Raw genomic sequence first — 18571 nt, forward strand, 5'->3', positions numbered from 1 at the left:
AGGCATATTTTACTCGTTTATATTTCTGTCTGGCGGATTGATATTCAACAGGTTTTTCACAAAGAAATCGCGGCGTTTAATTCGGCCGTAGGGGCCTCCGTCGCTGTGTCCCATGCCGGGCACCGGCAGGAACTCGAAAGTCTTTCCCTTTTTGATCAGTGCGTTGATCACCCGGTAGGTAGATTCCGGCGGCACATTGGTGTCAGCCTCTCCCACTATCAGGAGCAGGCGGCCCTGCAATTTACCGGCGTTGGTTACATTGGATTGCTCCTCATACTCTTTGCCTACGGGGTATCCCATCCATTGTTCATTCCACCATTGCTTATCCACACGGTTATCATGACAGCCGCAGGAAGCCACTGCTGCTTTATAAAATTCGGGATGGAAGAGCAAGCCGCCCAGTGCGTTTTGTCCGCCGGCGGAAGTTCCGTATAGCCCTACCCGTGAGGTATCCACAAAAGAATATTTTTGAGCCAGCGCTTTGATCCAGAGGATGCGGTCCGGGAATCCTGCATCCACAAGGTTTTTCCAGCATACATCGTGGAATGCCTTCGAGCGGTTAGCGGTGCCCATACCATCGATCTGCACTACAATAAATCCGAGATCGGCCAGGCTTTGCATATCGATATAATAGCTCATAAAGCTTTTGGGTACAAAAGCATCCTGCGGACCTGCGTAGATATTTTCCACTACCGGGTACATTTTCGTGGAATCGTAATCCGTAGGCCTGCACATCACGCCCCAGATATCTGTTTTGCCATCGCGGCCTTTCGCGGTGAAAGGTATGGGGAAAGGCACGCCGGTGGCTTCCCAGCCGCTCACATCTGTTTTTTCCAATACGGTGATCAGCTTACCATCGGCAGTGCGGCGCAGTTCATTTACCGGTGGCACGTTTACCTGTGAGTATTTATCTATAAAATATTTTTTATCGGGAGAAAAAAATGCCTGGTGGTTGCCGGCGGCCGGAGTAAGGTCCAGCAGGTGCTGTCCGCTGAAGTCCGTACGGTAGTAGTGGAGGAAGTAAGGATCTTCGCCGGCGTTCCTGCCTCCTGCCCTGAACCAGATCTCTCTTTTCTTTGCATCCACGCTGTCTATTTCCCTCACTACCCAATCTCCTTTTGTCACCTGGTTCTTAATTTCGCCGGTGAGGGTATTCACCAGGTAAATATGCCGCCAGCCGTCTTTTTCAGACGTCCAGAGAAGTTCATTGGTTTCCGGGAGGTAATGGGTATAGAGGCGCGATTCGTAGATGAAGGAAGGCGTTTTTTCATCCAGTATGGTGCGGGTGTTACCATTGGTGGCATCTACTTCTATCACGCGGAAGCGTTGATGACCACGGTCTACTTTTTCATAGAGGAAGTAGCGCGGGTCTTTATGCCGCCAGTGCAGCATTGGGGCATCAAAGAAATCGATCTGTTCTGTTTTTACTTTAGCGGTGGTTTTACCGGCCAGGGTAAACAGGTACATATCGAAGGTGGTAAAAGGATCGCCCGGTTGTTTATAGGGTTGGGAGCGCAGCTGTCCGCGGGTAGTTCCTGCCACGTCGGTAAGTACATAGTACACGGAGGAATCTTCCACGGGGTGAATACGGTAACCAACCAGGTATTTGCTGTCGGGCGACCAGGCCAGGGCGCCGTAGTAGTCGCCGGTGGCTTTCCCGTCGGTGGTAAACGGTGTGAGGGCGCCGGTAGCCACTGAGCGTACATACACGTTGCCATCGATGGTGGTGGCTACCCATTGTTTATCCGGGGAAACGCTGTCTGTTGCAAATCCCTCCCAGCGACTGGGCTCATGCTGTCTTACCGGACGTGCGCCTGTATGATTTTTAGCCAGTTGCGCAATTTTTGCGGTGTCGGTGATCACCTCTTTTTTACCGGTGGCAGCCGTCACAAGATAAGCTGTTTTGCTACTGTCATTCCCTGTAATAACATACCAGAACGACTTTCCGTCCGGCATCCAGTTGGCATCCACGTTATGCCGGGAAATGGTTTTCCGGGTAATACTGTCCAGCAGCTGTACCTTTTTATATCGCTGCAATATCTCTGCATGTGAAGGCAGGTAAGGCGTTGGCTTACTTTGCTGTGCGAGCAACAGCCCGGTTGGCAGGCTCCATAAAATCAGCAGGTAAAGAAATCGTTGGTATTTCATAAGTTGTGTTGATCCCCTGTAATTAAATGTACGTTGGACAGTTAATATATACTGCCTGTCCGATTATTTTTTAAAAGTACATCAGGCATTGATTAGATTTTAAACGTTTTTTAATAACTTGTTCTCATATCTTCACCTAAATTTGGTTACAATCCCTTCAAAGGTGTTAAAAAAAGAATAATGTAACTACATGAAAGTATTACAGTTTACGATACCTGTTGCGCACGATAAAACCATTATCACACAAAAGGACATATTGCCGGCTTTTTATCCGCATCTTCACCGTCATGAGGAAATCCAGCTAACCTGGATCCAGCATGGGCATGGTACTTTGATCGTAGAAAATAATATGCATGCTTTCTGGTCTAACGAAATATACTGGATAGGCAGTAACCAGCCGCATGTATTAAAAAGTGAGGAACTGCCTTTTGGCAGCAAGAACAAAAAAAATGTGCAGGCCCTCACCCTCTTCTTCAACCCGGAAGGCAAGCTGGCGCCCCTTTTCGGGTTACCGGAATTTAAAAAGATAAAGTCTTTTATAGATCAGTCGCAGAACGGGTTTAAGGTACCGGAAGCGCATGTGGTGGAAATTTCCAGCCGGTTGCTGAAAATCCACCAGTCGCAGGGCATTGCGCAGTTCCTTGCATTTGTGGAGCTGATCAATTTCTTTCTTACTATAAAAAACCTGGAGCCGCTGATCACGGGATCAAGATTATCTGCTGTAAATGAGCAGGAAGGTATTCGTATCGGGTATATCTATAATTATATTATGCAGCATTATGATGCGGAAATAAAGCTGGAAGATATTGCACGGGAGGCGCACATGACGCCGCAGGCTTTTTGCCGGTACTTTAAAAAACATACACGGCTAACGTTTGTTTCGTTCCTGAACGAAGTGCGGATCAACGAAGCCTGCAAAAAGCTGGCCGGCGGATCGTATGATAGCATTGCTACCGTGGCCTATAACTGTGGCTTCAACAGCATTGCCAATTTTAACCGGGTATTTAAGAGTATTACCCGCAAATCGCCCCGTAGTTACCTCCGGGAATATGAGCAATTGGAAAACGGGGCACCGGGCACTGCAACAAAATCTGCATAGTATTGATCAAAAAGCGAATAGAATAGCCAGCAAAGTAACTGTAGTTTTAGGGGAGATAAACCTGTAATATCAACCAAACTACGATTCGCTACTATGTCAGACGCTCCTACCTTTAAACCGTCCATTAAGCTGCTGGATGCCACCATGATTGTGGCCGGCAGCATGATAGGCTCGGGAATTTTTATTGTCAGCGCAGATATTACCCGTCATACCGGAAGCGCCGGATGGCTGCTGCTGGTATGGCTGATCACCGGTTTTATGACCCTTACCGCTGCATTAAGTTACGGGGAGCTGAGTGGTATGTTTCCACGTGCAGGCGGACAATACATCTACCTGAAAGAAGCTTACAACCCTATGACGGCCTTCCTGTACGGCTGGAGTTTTTTTACCGTGATACAAACCGCTACCATTGCGGCGGTGGGGGTAGCCTTTGCCAAATTTACCGCCTACCTCCTGCCGGTGTTCAGTGAAGAAAATGTGTTGTTGTCGGTAGGCACACTTCATATCACCGCTGCGCAACTGCTTTCCATCGGGGTAATTGTGTTGCTCACTTATATGAATACACGGGGTATTGAAGGAGGTAAAATGATCCAGACTACGTTTACAATGACTAAGCTGGTGAGCCTTGCGGCACTGATCATATGCGGACTGGTGGCGGTTAAACCGGAAATATGGCAGGCCAACTGGCAGGATGCATGGAAGCTGCACCCGCTTACCACAGATGGCAGTATAGGGTCTTACAGTACCATTGCTGCTTTTGGCGCTATTGCTTCTGCAATGGTGGGATCGGTGTTCAGCAGTGACTCCTGGCATAATGTGGCTTTTGTAGGCGGTGAAATAAAGAATCCCCGGAGGAATATCGGGCTGAGTCTTTTTTTAGGAACAGCTATTGTAACGGTCATCTACCTGCTTACTAATATTACTTACCTCGCCGTATTGCCTTTATCTGAAATTGCCCATGCGCCAAAAGATCGTGTAGCCGTTTCCGTATCTCAGGCTGTGCTGGGAAATATAGGTACCGTCATTATTGCCGTGATGATCATGATATCCACTTTTGGTTGTAACAATGGGCTTATACTTGCCGGTGCGCGGGTGTATCATACGATGGCAAAAGATGGTTTGTTTTTCAAAAAGGCCGGTAGTTTAAACCGTTCCGCCGTACCTTCTTTTGCATTGTGGATTCAATGTCTCGTAGCATGCTTATGGTGTCTCAGCGGCCGTTATGGCGATTTGCTGGATATGATCTCTTTTGTGGTGGTGGCTTTTTATATGCTTACTATTGCGGGTATTTTTATCCTGCGGAAGAAGCGTCCGGATGCCGACCGGCCTTACAAAGCATTTGGATACCCGGTGCTGCCGGTGCTGTACATTTTAATGGGCCTGGCTTTCTGCGGACTGCTGTTTGTATATAAACCACGATTTACCTGGCCGGGATTATTTATCACGTTGTCCGGTATACCCGTGTACTATTTCGCCAACAGGAATAAACGTAACGGCGATTCACCTATCTCCCGGAAAGAAAATATAACAACTGCCGAATCTTCTTACTGAATAATGCTGTCAACCAGGGGGACTATTAAAACAGTTCCCCTTTTTTGTTTTCCCTTATAAGCGTATCCCCTACGCCTTTTCAAAGTATTAATATATAATTAATCCAGCATCATAACCGGGCAAAAAACTATACTTGTACATTTACAAAATTCGTTACCTTTCTGACAGAAACTGATACGATGTTATGTAGAGACATGTAATTCCTTTTCTGACGAAGCATTACGACGTGCCATATTGATCATGTGAAAGACCAACTTTATTTCATCACTTTTGGGGATCCGGTGAGTTATGTAAAAAACTGCCTTTAGCGGGCAAATGTGCAATAACGATTTAGCAAATTATTTCAATCACAACCAAAAACACTAAAGCAACAACACGAAAGACAGGCCGTATATCTGTTCCATTCACGTTTCTATTCAAGTTCACGTCTTATTCATTAATTATGAGGTATTCATTCACTGGAAAATTATGCTTTCTGATGGTCTTTCTGTGCGCAGCCACCAGCGCAGTATTTGCTCAAAAGACCCTTACCGGAAAAGTTACCGGAGCGGCAGATGGTGCTCCCCTGCCAGGTGTAAACGTAACTGTACCCGGCACCGCCAGCGGCGCCAGTACCGATACAAAAGGGAACTACACCCTTTCTTTACCACCGGGTGCTAAATCGGTTTTGTTCTCGTTTATCGGCTACGAACCACAAACTGTCACGATCGGAGAACAAACCGTTATTAACGTATCGCTGGCCGCTGCCACCAAAGGATTAGGTGAAGTAGTGGTAGTAGGTTATGGTGTGCAAAGCCGCCGCGATGTAACCGGCACCATCGCCTCCGTAAAAGGATCGGATATCAAAAACCTGCCTGTATCAGACGCCGCACAGGCCATCCAGGGCCGCGTAACAGGTGTGGATATCGTACGGTCGGATGCAGCCCCCGGCAGCACGCCCTCCATCCGCATCCGTGGTACAGGTACCATCAATAATTCAGACCCGCTGATCATTATAGACGGCGTGCCCGCAGGCGGACTTGCAGATGTAAGCCCCAACGACATCGCCTCTATGGAAATACTCAAAGATGCCTCCTCATCTGCCATTTATGGTACCCGCGCCGCCAACGGCGTGGTAATCATTACCACCAAAAGAGGCAACTACGGGGAAAAACTGAAAGCATCAGTCAACTTCTATCGCGGCGTTAGCAATACCGTTCGCTATATCCCGCTGCTCACCGCACCAGACCTGGTGAAACTGAAACAGGAACGCTATACCAATGATGGCGTGCCAATTGAACCTATCTGGCAGGATCCTTATTACGCCACACAACGCACCGACTGGCAAAAGGCATTATTCGGTTCCGGCGATATCACCAATGCGGATGTAAGTCTGCGCGGCGGTAACAGCAGCTCCAATTATATGCTCAGCGCCGGTTATTATAATGAAAATGGTATCATCACCAATTCCTATTTCAAAAGATACTCCGTACGTATTAACTCGGAACACAAGCTAGGTAAGCGTTTGAAAGTAGGTGAAAATCTGCAGCTTACGTACAAACAAAACAGTGGCCCGGATACCTACTCTTCTCAAACAGGTCTTATCTTCAGCGCCCTCCGCTTTAACCCCGCCATCCCCGTTCACAACCCTGATGGCAGCTGGGGCACCTCCAAAGCCAGCAATGAACTCGGCGATATCAACAACCCGGTATACACGGCGGAAACCACCGACACCTGGACAAAAAACTATCGCATGCTGGCCAGCGTATACGCTGAACTGGAAATCATGGATGGCCTTACCCTCCGCGCCAACTACGGCTTTGACGGCAGCATGGTAAACCAGTTCAACTTCGCGCCAAAAGTACTGGACCAAACCAGGGCCCGCGATCATGCGGAACTTTTTAACCGCAGCGAAAGCTATAATAACCAGCTGAGCGAAATTTTCCTCACCTATAATAAAGTGCTGGCAAACGTACACCACCTCACTGTTACCGGTGGCTACTCCCAGCAAACCTTCAATGGTTCCTGGAACCAGGCGGAAAGATGGGGCTTTAATGATGAATCGAAAGACCAGCTGGTACTGAGCAATGGTAATGATATCCACGATGCGAAAGGCAATTACTTTAATGCCAACGCCATCGCATCCGGATTCATCAGGGGCTTCTACGGTTTCAAAGATAAATACCTGCTCACTGTTACCTTCCGTGCAGACGGCTCTTCCAGGTTCGCACCGGATCAGCGCTGGGGCTATTTCCCCGCCTTCTCCGCAGGATGGCGTATTTCGGACGAAAGCTTTTTCAAAGACAACGTAAAAGCTGTCAGCAACCTGAAAATTACAGGCGGCTGGGGACAGCTGGGTAATCAAAACGTTACTGAATTCCAGTACCTCGCGCAGATAAACAAAGACCGCCGTTATAACTTCGGGGAAACTTCCTACACCGGCATATGGAATTCAAGACTCGCCAACCCGGACATTACCTGGGAAAAAGCCGAAATGACCAACATCAGCCTGGAAGCAGGGTTCTTCCAGGATAAACTGACTACCACCATCACCTGGTTTAATAAAAATACCAACGACATGCTGGTACCTGCTCCTGAAATGGACCTCCACGGTACTTCCGCTATCCCCGACCGGAACCTCGGCCAGCTGAATAACAAAGGCTGGGAAATAGAAGTAGGCTACCAGGGCGGCAACGACAAGTTCCATTATAATGTAAGCGCCAACGCTTCGTTTATTAAAAATGAAGTGACTAAACTATATGACCCTTCTTCTTACATCGGCTCTACCCCTTATGGCAGACAGGGACAGGAAATTTCACGCACCTATGTGGGCCAGCCGCTGGCTTCCTACTATGGCTGGAAAACAGATGGAATCTATCAGACGGCAGATGAGATCAACAATGATCCCAACATCAGCAAAGATCCCAACAAAGCCAATATCCAACCCGGTGATGTACGTTTCCTCGACACCAACGGCGATAATATTGTAAATGATAAAGACCGTGTAAACCTGGGCAGCCCCAATCCTAAAATGGTATATGGCATTCAGGCCAGCGCCGGTTACAAAGGTTTTGACCTAAGCCTTTCCTTTGCCGGTGTAAGCGGCGTAAAGCTCTATAACGCCGATAAAATGCAGGGTATGGATCCAAACTATCCGTACAACCTTTATGCAGATGCGCTGAACCGCTGGCATGGCGCCGGTACCAGCAACTCCGTACCAAGAATGACCCTGGGCAATGCCAATCAGAATAACCGTACCTCCGACCGTTTCGTGGAAAGCGGCGATTACTTCTCGCTGAGAAACGCATCGCTGGGTTATACCATTCCATCAAAAGTATGGGGCCGTAGCGGCATTTCAGATATACACGTATATGTGGCCGCACAAAACCTCTTTATGCTCACTAACTACTCCGGCTTAACACCACAGCTGGGTTATAGCGGCTCTTCAGATGGCAGCAAAGGTACCTCCGACGGAAACAGGCAGAGAGGCGTGGATGTAGCCGCCTATCCGCAGGCCAGGACCTTTACCTTTGGCGCTACCCTCAACTTTTAATTCACGGGAACTTTAAATTAATCACTATGCAACGGATCAAATATATATTAGTCGCAACGTTACTCTTTACCGCCTGTAAAAGCGTGCTGGATGTATCTCCCAAAGGAATGTACAGCACCGGCAACTACTGGCGCAATCAAAGCGATGCGCTCGATGGGGTAACCGGTATTTATAATATTTTATTGGAAGAAGATTATACCGGCTTTAATGAGTTTGTATTCGATAACTGCTCGGACGACCAGGTACGCGGCGGTGACCACGATTATGACGGTGTGATAGAAGACTTCACCTATGATGCTTCTACCTACAGCGTAAGAGTAGGATGGAGATGGAAATATGAAACCATTAACCGCGCCAACAACGTGCTGATCTATGTTCCTAAAATTACAGACATCGATCCGGCCATTAAGAACCGTTGTCTCGGAGAAGCACATTTCTTCCGTGCATTCGCCTACTGGCGTCTGCTGCTGATTTATGGCGAAGCTCCTATCATCACAGAAGATGACGTGCTCAAATCTTTCTATAACAAACCCAAAGTAACCGCAGATGAACTGCGTGCCCAGATAGAAAGCGACCTGCTGGCTGCCGCCGACCAGCTGCCTGAAACCTACGACGATGCCAACAAAGGCCGCGTAAGCAAAGGAACCGCCTGGGGCCTGTTATGCAAGCTGTATATGAACTGGTCGAAACTCGACAAAGCCATTGAATTCGGCAACAAAGTAGTTAGCAATGATAACTATAAACTGGCGCCCAACTACGCGGATAATTTCAGTGTAGCCACCGGCAACAATTCAGAAATGCTGCTCGCCGTTCAAACAGTAGATGGAAATGGCTACTCCGATTTCATCACCTACCATGCCCCGCGTAACTGGAACGGATGGAGCTTCTTCTACCCTACTAAAGGGCTGGTCGATGAATTTGAAGCAGGCGATCCCCGCAAAAATATCTGCATCATGCAGCCCGGCGACCAGGTGAATATTGGTACCGGTATTGCCACCTACGAAGCGTCGGCTTCCTGGAGTGGCTATCACTATAAAAAATTCTGTAGCTGGAAACCATCCGGCGGACTGGACTACTCCCTCAAAACACCGCTAATGCGCTCCGCAGATATTTACCTGCTGGTAGCAGAAGCAAAGATCCGTTTAAACGGTTCGGGCGCCGGCGACGCAGAATTGAATGCAGTCCGCAAACGCGCTTCCGCCACTTTACCCGCGGTAACCAATGCCGGTATGCCAGCACTGATGCACGAACGCAGAGTAGAGCTATGCGGGGAAAACGAGCGGCATCAGGACTTGCTGCGTTGGGATAAGGCCAACCTGGTAGATATTGTGGCGCTGTATAAAAAACCAAAACTGGCATACAATGGTGCCGTGATTACAAGAGGCGGGGCCGCGCGGAATTTTACAAAGCCTAAGAACTACTTCTTCCCGATGCCGCAACAGGAAATCGACAGAAGTAAAGGAACGTTGGTCCAGAATCCGAACTATTAATCTTCATTATTCTTTATAACAAAAGAGGGCGTCTCAATTATTTTGAGACGCCCTTTTCTTTTTATGTTACTTCTTTATTTTACAGAGAACTTATATACCGTCGTCTGTGAAAACGTTTCGCCTGGTTTCAGGACTACGTTCGGGAAAGACGGTTGATTGGGAGAATCAGGGAAGTGTTGCGTTTCCAGGCAAAGCGCAGCGTTCTGCACATATTTTTGTCCGTTGCGTGTATTCGTGAGCGTGCCATCCAGGAAGTTGCCTGTATAGAACTGAATACCGGGCTGGGTTGTAGCTACTTCCATATAGCGGCCGCTGGTTGGATCATACAGGGTAGCAATAGTTTCCAGCACGCCTTCCTGTTTATCCAGTACCCAGTTATGATCGTAACCTCCTTTTACTTTACCGATATCAGCACCAATCTTTTTGGCAGTAGTAAAATCCATTGGAGTACCTTTTACCGGGTCCAGTTTGCCGGTGGGGATCAGCTTATCATTTACCGGGGTATACCGGCTTGCCTTCAGCGACAATTCATGTCCGAGGATGGTGCTGTCTTTTCCGGCAGAAAGATTAAAATACGCGTGGTTGGTCAGGTTTACCGGGGTAGGTTTATCGGTGGTAGCCTTGTAAGTGATCTGCAGGGCGTTGTCCGGTGTAAGCGTGTATACAACGGTAGCCTGCAGGTTACCGGGATATCCTTCTTCACCGTCTTTGCTGTTATATACCAGTTGCAGGCTGCTATCGCCCGCAGGAGTGGCAGCCCACACTACTTTATCAAATCCTTTCAATCCGCCGTGAAGCGTGTTGCCGTTATTGTTAGGAGCCAGTTTATATTCCTTGCCATCCAGTGTAAATTTCGCGTTGGCAATACGGTTGGCGTAGCGGCCTATCAGTGCGCCAAAGTAAGGTTGTCCTTTTTGCTGGTAGCCGGAAAGTGAGTCGTAAGACAATACCACATTGCCTTTCTGTCCTTGTTTGTCGGCGGTAATGATGTCCGTGATGGTACCACCGTAGTTCAGGATCTTTACTTCCATTCCGTTTGCATTCTTCAGGGTATACTGCAAAACTTCCTGGCCATCAACCTGGCCAAATCTTTGCGGACCAGCTGTTACAGCCGTTGCTGTGGAATCCTTACTTTCTTCCGTCTTCGCAGCATTGTTGTTGCAGGAAGCCAGCATGGTGCCACCGGAGATAACGAGGGCGGTTAGCGCCTTAAAGTTCATGTCCATAACGTATTTTGATGTTAAGTGAAAAAGAGTCATTAAATATCGGGATAATCCGGCTAAAGTCAAATATTTTTATTTAAAATTTATTGTCACAAGAACAATTAAAACGCTATTGATTAAAATACGTGTACTTTCTGTCAATAATGGGAAAGTAAGTATACTGCGGGCGAATTAGCTTTAACCTGTTAAATACTGATGAAATGAAAAGACTGATCATTACGGGATTGTTGCTGGCCGGCAGCCTTCCCCTGTACTATAGCGCCTGTGCCCAATCTTATGTACCGGAGTGGAAAGAAAGCAAGATGAAAGTGTTGCCAACAGCCACCATTAAAGCATATCCCTTCCCGATAACGGAAGTCACCCTCCTGGATGGTCCCTTTAAAACGGCCATGCAGGCGGATGCGCGATACCTTTTAAAGATAGATCCCGATCGTTTGCTGTCGGCTTTCCGCACCAATGCAGGACTGCCAGCCAAAGGGAAACAATATGGCGGCTGGGAAACCGGCGGACTCGCAGGCCACACAATGGGACATTATTTATCGGCCTGCGCCATGCAGTATGCGGCTACTAAAGACACCGCCTATCTTAACCGCGTGAATTACCTGGTAAGCGAGCTGGCCCTGTGCCAGCAAAACCGCCGCAACGGCTATATCGGGGCTTTCCCCAACGATAATAAGCTCTGGTCCGAAATTGCCGCAGGAGATATCCGCTCCAGGGGCTTCGACCTCAACGGCGGCTGGTCGCCCTGGTACACCGTACATAAAATTATGGCCGGATTACTGGATGCATGGCTTTATTGCAATAACGCCGAAGCATTACAGGTAAATAAAGGCATCGCCGACTGGACCGGTAACATCATCAAAAACCTGTCGGAAGAACAAATGCAGAAAATGCTGATCTGCGAATACGGCGGGATGGCGGAAACACTGGTGAATACTTACGCCCTCAGCGGTGATAAAAAGTACCTCGATCTCTCCTACCGCTTTTATGATAAACGTATTCTCGATTCCCTGGCTATCGGGAAAGATATCTTACCCGGTAAACACTCCAATACCCAGATCCCTAAAGCCATTGCCAGCATCCGCAGGTATGAGCTGAATAAAGATCCCAAAGACGCCGCTATTGCCCGGTATTTCTGGGAAGTAGTAACCAGGGATCACTCCTATGCCAACGGCGGTAACAGCAACTATGAATACTTCGGACCTGCCAGACAGCTCAATGAAGCGCTGACAGACAATACCACCGAAACCTGTAATACCTATAACATGCTCAAGCTCACCAGGCACCTGTTTGCACTGGAGCCACAGGCGCGTTTAATGGACTACTACGAAAAAGCATTGTACAATCATATTCTTGCTTCACAACATCACGAAACCGGCATGATGTGTTACTTTGTTCCGCTCCGCATGGGTGGCCATAAAGAATACAGCGATGAGTTTGAAACCTTTACCTGCTGCGTGGGTTCAGGAATGGAGAATCATGTAAAATACGGTGAAAGTATCTACTACCGCGGCGCCGATGGCAGCCTGTTTGTGAACCTCTTTATTCCTTCCATACTTGAATGGAAAGATAAAGGCATCAAAGTAAAACAGGAAAACAACCTGCCGGCAGATAATCGTGTAACCCTCACCGTTAGCACAAAGAAAACAACGTCATTTACCCTGCGCATCCGTAAACCGGTGTGGGCACGCCCGGGTATTACGCTGAAAGTAAATGGTGCGGAACAATCATTACAAACAGATGAAAGCGGTTACTTCATTATTACACGGAGCTGGAAAAACAACGACCAGGTAACGCTTACCCTGCCAGCCGATGTTTATACAGAAGCACTTCCCGATAATCCAAACAGGCAGGCATTATTTTATGGCCCGGTGTTATTATCCGGTATTCTCGGGGAGAAAGAACCCGATCCGGTAAGCGGCGTACCCGTACTCGTAACACCCAATCAGCAACCCGGTACCTGGATCAACCGTACCGATGATCATAACACTTTACTCTTCCGCACTGCCGGTACCGCGCAACCAAAGGATGTTGCACTCACTCCTTTTTACCAGACCCGCAATGAATACTACACCGTATACTGGGATGTATTTACGCCGCAAAGCTGGGAGGAGCAACAGGTGAAATATGCTGCCGCCAAAAAAGCGCAACAGGAGCTGGATGCACGCACAACAGATATTCTTCGTCCGGGTGAAATGCAACCGGAACGTGATCATGAATTCACCGGCGAAAAAACCAGCACTGAAGAAGAACACGGACGTAAATGGCGCATCGCCTGGCCCGGAGGATATTTTTCCTTTAACATGAAGGTAGATCCCAACTCCCGTCATTCGCTGCAATGCACTTACTGGGGCATGGATAACCGGGGCCGCACCTTTGATATCATCGTAGACGGCACTACCATTGCTACAGAAGATATCAACAAATTCAAGGAAAGCAGGTTCTATCCTGTCTCTTACGCCATCCCTGAACATCTCACAAAAGGAAAGCAAAGCGTGAATATCCGTTTTGTACCAAAAGCCAACAACAGCGCAGGTCCGCTGTATGGTTGCAGAATGGTAAGAGAATAAAGAAACAGGCGTTAGCGGAGTGGTCCCGCTAACGCCTGTTTTATTTCCCTTCCGCCGGTATATGCGCGTCAGATCACTATTTATTTATCTTCACCCTGATCACATAAAAAGACCACGGCGCTATATCCGTCCGGATTGTTTTTCCTTTGATGTCTATATTTTTTTCTTCCGGAGAGATGCTGGTGGGCTTGTCCAGCGAGTTGAGGCCCTGAAGGTCATTGCTTCCCAGGGTAATTAACCTCCCGTTGGCAGCAATGTTTTTTACACCCTGCACCGCCACTGCTACAGGCTTAACGGTAGCAGCAGTATTTATCAGTTTTATCACCAGTTCACCGGTGGCCTTATCTACTACCGTAGACGCATATACGCTATCCTGTCCGCTGATCACCTGGTTGCCTTTCAGCATTGGTACCACATCGGTGCCTTTGTTATTGGCATATAATTTCTGTACATAGTAGTTAGGTGTGCCATAAGAATGTAGGTTATCAAACCAGATGAGATCGGGCGACCACTGCCATCCGTCCACATGCGCCAGCAGGGGGGCGTAGGAAGCCATTACCACCAAATCGGCATTACGCTCCAGTCCAGTCATGAAAGCGGCTTCTGCCAATGCAGACTGCCAGTTGTTTTTATTTTCGCCATTGTTTACTCCTTTGGTATGCGCTGCATATTCACCGGCAAAAATCTTCGGACCTTTACGGTCGTAGGAATCATAGCGTGCTGCATTACTGAGGAACCATTCCGGGGAACTGTAGTAGTGCTCGTCGAGGATGTCCGCATTCAGTTTACGCAGCGTATCGTTGAGGAAAGTAAATTTATCACCGTCCGGACTGGGGCCAAGACTATTCACCAGCTTGATATCCGGGTATTTGCTTTTAATGGCTTTTGCAAAAATGGTGTAGCGTTCTACATATTGCGGCCCCCACTGCTCGTTGCCTACGCCCATCATTTTAAGGTTAAATGGCGCCGGGTGGCCCATCTTTGCGCGCAGTGCGCCCCACTTTGTATTTACATCGCCATTGGCAAATTCAATCAGGTCCAGTGCATCCTGGATATAAGGATCCAGTTCATTTACAGCTACCACTTCCGCGCTGTTAAACTGGCAGGCCATGCCACAGTTGAGGATCGGTAACGGCGACGCCCCTATGTCTTCCGACAGCTGGAAGTATTCAAAGAAGCCAAGTCCGAACGACTGGAAGTAATCCGGCGTAGCGCGATGCGCAAATTCGTTGTTCCAGCGGTTAATGATCAATTCGCGGTCGTTCACATCTCCTACTGTTTTTTTCCACTGGTAGCGGTTTACCAGCTCCCGCCCTTCCACGATGCAGCCACCGGGAAACCGGATAAAGCCCGGATGCAGGTCGGCCAGCAATTGTACCAGATCGGCGCGCAGCCCGTTGCTCCGTTCCTTCCAGGTATGTTGCGGGAACAGGGATATCATATCAACATCTATTACCCCCTGGCCGCTGAAAGTCACCTTCAGCTTGCCTTTTGCCGCTGCGGCGGTGGCGGAGAAACTGGCTTTATACTGTTGCCAGCTGCTGCCGTTGGGCGCTACGGTGGTACTGCCTATTTCTTTACCGGCATCATCCAGTAACGTAACGGTAAGCTTTACGGCGGCGCCTTCCTGTTGACGGGCATACAAAGAGAAATTGTACTGCTCACCGGCTTTAATGCCCATACCACGGAAACCTTCATTCACTATTTCAAAGCTACGTGTAGCCGGCATCGTTATCCTCGCAAAGCGGGGATTGGAGGGATGCTCTTCTTTACGGTTAAGAACCAGTATCTGCCCGTTGGATACCGCATCCTTTGGAATGCTCCAGCCCATGAGCGGCGTACTGAATTCAAAAGAACGGTTCTTGACCAGCTCCGCATAAATACCGCCGTCAGCGCTGAGGTTGATGTCTTCAAAGAAAATACCCCACATGTTGGGCGATACCGGCGTTTTTATTTCGCCGGCCTTCACCGTGAAATTCAGTGGTTGCTGCGCTGCTAACGGGATCGTATATACGCCCGCCAACATGGTGAATGCCGCAATAATACGTTGTGCTTTCATATGTAATTATTCCAGTTTTTTCTTGCCCGGAGAGCGGTACCATTATTATTCAATGGCTTCCCGCAACTGCATGGAGTGCATTTGTTCTTTTCATAACGGAAATTCATTCTTTACACAGGATACTGATATCCTGATGGAATACACCGGAATTTACGAAGACTGCTCTAAATTGATCCTGCCTGTTAACGGCGCCGGACAATGGCATCAGATTATGGCACCTTGCGTTTCAATTGTCAATTAAACAACTATGTAATATTGGCTAAAAAGTGTTCCGCGGGAACACGACGATCGATTAATTCTACAACAAGACTAAATTAAGGGATCTTTTTTAATTGTCAAAATTACAATTAAATAATCCGGTTTCTCCCTCACCCTCCATTGTTATGCTGCAGCATGTGCGGATCAGGCACAAAGTTCAGGAACGCATGGAAATTGGCGTTGTATTTTTTCCGGTCGATCCTGTAATAAAAGGCGCCCTTCTTGGAGCTTAGCTTGTCTTTGTCCGTAAGCTTTACCAGCAGTTTGGTAGACAGGATCTTGCGGCTGAAATTACCCTTATCAAAAGAGATGTTGTAAACAGATTCGTACAGGTGTTGTAATTGAGGAATGGTGAACTTGCCCGGCAACAATTCCAGCAGCAGGGGGTGCAATGCGGCTTTATAACGCAGCTTCTCCTTTGCCAGGTCTACCATCGCTTTATGATCGAAGATCAGGTCCGGGTGATGGTTAATAGGAAACCATACGGCGTGGAAATCTTCATTCAGCTGCTGTTTGTATTTCTGGATATCGATCAGTGCGGTATAGGCAACTGATACGGTACGTTCCACGGTGTCACGGGAAGGAGAACTGAAAGTATGGAGCTGCTCCATATAAATGCCATCCAGTCCGCTGAGATTTTTCAGTACCCTGCTGGCGGCATCTTCAGCGCTTTCGTGTTCCTGTATAAAGCCGCCTACGAGGCTCCACTGCCCTTTACAGGGTTCAAACCCTCTTTGTATCAGCAGCAGTTTCATTTCCTGGCCATCGAACCCAAAAATGATACAATCAACGGCGAATAATAACCGGGTCTGCTGCGAATATCTTTTCATAACGATAAATTAGGCGGTGAAAGTACAAATTAATGGCGGGTATTTTTAAGGGTTTTGTCTTGCCGTGGCAAAACAAAACCCTTGAAAATCTTACCAGAACTTGATGTACAAAGCAGATAACAACAGCAATGTGATTACAATCAGCACGGTGGTAGCCGGGGTGATCTTAAACATGGTCTTATCAAGTACAAAGGCTTTCGGATTCACTTTTGGTCCGGCAAAGCTGATAGCGATCATTACGATCATCGTAAACATGAAGGCCAGTCCCATACAAATGAGGAAAGGAATTTCGTACCCGCCTTTGCCATTTGGATAAGCGGTATAGAAAATAGTTTCATGACCCAATACGGCAGGTGCAAACTGGTTGAAGAAAACACACAGCGTGAAGCCGGTAATAACCCCTGCTACCGCAGCGGCGCCGGTAGTGCGTTTCCAGAACATACCCAGCAGGAACATGGCAAATACGCCGGGGCTGATAAAGCCGGTATATTTCTGGATAAAGGTAAATCCACCTTCTCCGCCAATACCCAGTAAATCGTTCCAGGTAAAGAGGATGCCCAGCAACATGGCAGCTACCACGGTGATGCGACCGGTCCATACCAACTTTGCTTCAGAGGCATCCTTCTTAATATATTTACGGTAAATATCCAGTGTAAAAATAGTGGAGATACTATTAGCCTTACCTGCCAGAGATGCTACAATGGCAGCGGTTAACGCCGCTATAGACAAGCCTTTCAGCCCGGACGGCAGGAAGCCGAGGATCGCTGTATAGGCGCCGTCTTTACTGGACAGGCCAGGCAGGTGGCCATTTTTTTGCAGCACATATGCCGCAATACCAGGCAGCATCACAATGATGGGCATCATGAGCTTCAGTAAACCCGCAAAGAGGATACCGTTACGGGCAGTTTGCAGATTGGCTCCCAGCGCACGTTGCGTGATGTACTGGTTGCAACCCCAGTAGTTGAGGTTCACAATCCACTGGCCGGCGGCATACATCAGGATGCCCGGAAGCACCAGGTATTTATTGATATATTCCTGCGAAGAATTAGCATCAGGCTTTGCGAGGATCATATGAAAGTGATCCGGCGCATCTTTCATAAGGGCATTAAAACCAGCCAGGGCGTCGTGTCCCAGGCCAAACTTTTCACTCACCAGCGTTAAGGCCATGTAGGTAGTTGCCAGTCCGCCGATGATCAATACCCCTACCTGGATCACATCTGTATAACCGATTACTTTCATACCACCAAGCGTAATGATGATGGCAAATACAGAGAGCGCAATCATTACCACATGCAGGTATTCCCCGCCTAACAGGCCGTTGATGGCCAATGCGCCGAGATATAGAATGGAGGTGAGGTTAACGAACACATAGAGAAATAACCAGAAGATAGCCATGATCAATGCTACCGTTTCATTATACCGCGTTTTCAGGAACTGCGGCATGGTATAAATTTTATTCTTCAGGTAGATAGGAATAAACCAAACTGCAATAATGATAAGGGCGATCGCGGCAACCCATTCATAGGCCGCTACAGCAATCCCAACGAAATAGCCATCTCCGCTCATGCCGATAAACTGCTCCGCAGAAATATTTGACGCAATCAGTGAAGCACCAATTGCCCACCAGGTAAGGGTTCCCTCAGCGAGGAAGAAGTCTTTTGTATTCGTTTCTGTTTTCTTTTTTCGTCTGTATATCCAGTAACCATATACGGAAACAATAATGAAATAAGTAATGAAGACGAGTATATCGCCGGTGGAAAGGATGTTTTGCATAACGGGCAGTTTATTTGCTTTTGCTTTAAGAAGATGGC

10 protein-coding genes are annotated in these 18571 nt (G+C 47.9%); 5 read left to right on the plus strand and 5 right to left on the minus strand.

Annotation, left to right across the window (positions count from 1 at the left end; genetic code table 11):
• Nucleotides 1–9: 9 nt before the first annotated feature.
• On the minus strand, nt 10–2148 hold the full coding sequence (locus B5Z18_RS04540) for a S9 family peptidase (protein ID WP_079468199.1): 2139 nt from the start codon (nt 2146–2148) through the stop codon (nt 10–12).
• Between the two features lie 190 nt (nt 2149–2338).
• Between B5Z18_RS04540 and B5Z18_RS04545 the strand changes: the two genes are divergently transcribed.
• The 4 genes from B5Z18_RS04545 to B5Z18_RS04560 all read left to right on the plus strand — a co-directional run bounded on the left by B5Z18_RS04545 (nt 2339) and on the right by B5Z18_RS04560 (nt 9820).
• Nucleotides 2339–3247, plus strand: a complete 909-nt coding sequence (locus B5Z18_RS04545) for an AraC family transcriptional regulator (protein WP_079468200.1) — start codon at nt 2339–2341, stop codon at nt 3245–3247.
• A gap of 93 nt (nt 3248–3340) precedes the next feature.
• Nucleotides 3341–4798, plus strand: a complete 1458-nt coding sequence (locus B5Z18_RS04550) for an APC family permease (protein ID WP_079468201.1) — start codon at nt 3341–3343, stop codon at nt 4796–4798.
• A 478-nt stretch (nt 4799–5276) separates the two neighbouring features.
• Nucleotides 5277–8330, plus strand: coding sequence for a SusC/RagA family TonB-linked outer membrane protein (locus tag B5Z18_RS04555; RefSeq protein WP_159454183.1), 3054 nt, complete (start codon nt 5277–5279; stop codon nt 8328–8330).
• Between the two features lie 26 nt (nt 8331–8356).
• Complete coding sequence (locus tag B5Z18_RS04560) at nt 8357–9820, plus strand: RagB/SusD family nutrient uptake outer membrane protein (protein ID WP_079468203.1); 1464 nt, start codon at nt 8357–8359, stop codon at nt 9818–9820.
• Nucleotides 9821–9894: 74 nt separating this feature from the next.
• On the opposite strand, the gene B5Z18_RS04565 is transcribed toward B5Z18_RS04560, so the two are convergent.
• Complete coding sequence (locus tag B5Z18_RS04565; RefSeq protein WP_079468204.1) at nt 9895–11046, minus strand: aldose epimerase family protein; 1152 nt, start codon at nt 11044–11046, stop codon at nt 9895–9897.
• A 197-nt stretch (nt 11047–11243) separates the two neighbouring features.
• On the opposite strand from B5Z18_RS04565, the gene B5Z18_RS04570 reads away from it, so the two are divergent.
• Entirely contained in the window at nt 11244–13613 is a 2370-nt protein-coding gene (locus B5Z18_RS04570; RefSeq protein ID WP_079468205.1) for a glycoside hydrolase family 127 protein, read from the plus strand.
• 76 nt (nt 13614–13689) lie between these two features.
• Here the strand turns inward: B5Z18_RS04570 and B5Z18_RS04575 are convergent, their stop codons facing one another.
• The 3 genes from B5Z18_RS04575 to B5Z18_RS04585 all read right to left on the minus strand — a co-directional run bounded on the left by B5Z18_RS04575 (nt 13690) and on the right by B5Z18_RS04585 (nt 18533).
• The gene (locus tag B5Z18_RS04575; RefSeq protein ID WP_079468206.1) at nt 13690–15672 is read right to left on the minus strand and encodes an alpha-L-arabinofuranosidase C-terminal domain-containing protein; all 1983 of its coding nucleotides are present in this window, start codon (nt 15670–15672) and stop codon (nt 13690–13692) included.
• Nucleotides 15673–16040: 368 nt separating this feature from the next.
• Nucleotides 16041–16760, minus strand: coding sequence for an NUDIX hydrolase (locus tag B5Z18_RS04580; protein WP_079468207.1), 720 nt, complete (start codon nt 16758–16760; stop codon nt 16041–16043).
• 90 nt (nt 16761–16850) lie between these two features.
• Entirely contained in the window at nt 16851–18533 is a 1683-nt protein-coding gene (locus B5Z18_RS04585) for a sodium:solute symporter family transporter (RefSeq protein WP_079468208.1), read from the minus strand.
• Nucleotides 18534–18571: the final 38 nt, after the last annotated feature.

The sequence above is a fragment of the Chitinophaga ginsengisegetis genome (genome assembly GCF_900168065.1).
GTDB lineage: Bacteria > Bacteroidota > Bacteroidia > Chitinophagales > Chitinophagaceae > Chitinophaga > Chitinophaga ginsengisegetis.

Excerpts from the sequence above, each read along its gene's own strand:
- B5Z18_RS04540 (WP_079468199.1), bottom strand. The coding sequence starts at position 2,148 with ATGAAATACCAACGATTTCTTTACCTGCTGATTTTATGGAGCCTGCCA.
- B5Z18_RS04560 (WP_079468203.1), top strand. The coding sequence starts at position 8,357 with ATGCAACGGATCAAATATATATTAGTCGCAACGTTACTCTTTACCGCC.
- B5Z18_RS04580 (WP_079468207.1), bottom strand. The coding sequence starts at position 16,760 with ATGAAAAGATATTCGCAGCAGACCCGGTTATTATTCGCCGTTGATTGT.
- B5Z18_RS04550 (WP_079468201.1), top strand. The coding sequence starts at position 3,341 with ATGTCAGACGCTCCTACCTTTAAACCGTCCATTAAGCTGCTGGATGCC.
- B5Z18_RS04555 (WP_159454183.1), top strand. The coding sequence starts at position 5,277 with ATGGTCTTTCTGTGCGCAGCCACCAGCGCAGTATTTGCTCAAAAGACC.
- B5Z18_RS04545 (WP_079468200.1), top strand. The coding sequence starts at position 2,339 with ATGAAAGTATTACAGTTTACGATACCTGTTGCGCACGATAAAACCATT.
- B5Z18_RS04585 (WP_079468208.1), bottom strand. The coding sequence starts at position 18,533 with ATGCAAAACATCCTTTCCACCGGCGATATACTCGTCTTCATTACTTAT.
- B5Z18_RS04575 (WP_079468206.1), bottom strand. The coding sequence starts at position 15,672 with ATGAAAGCACAACGTATTATTGCGGCATTCACCATGTTGGCGGGCGTA.
- B5Z18_RS04570 (WP_079468205.1), top strand. The coding sequence starts at position 11,244 with ATGAAAAGACTGATCATTACGGGATTGTTGCTGGCCGGCAGCCTTCCC.
- B5Z18_RS04565 (WP_079468204.1), bottom strand. The coding sequence starts at position 11,046 with ATGGACATGAACTTTAAGGCGCTAACCGCCCTCGTTATCTCCGGTGGC.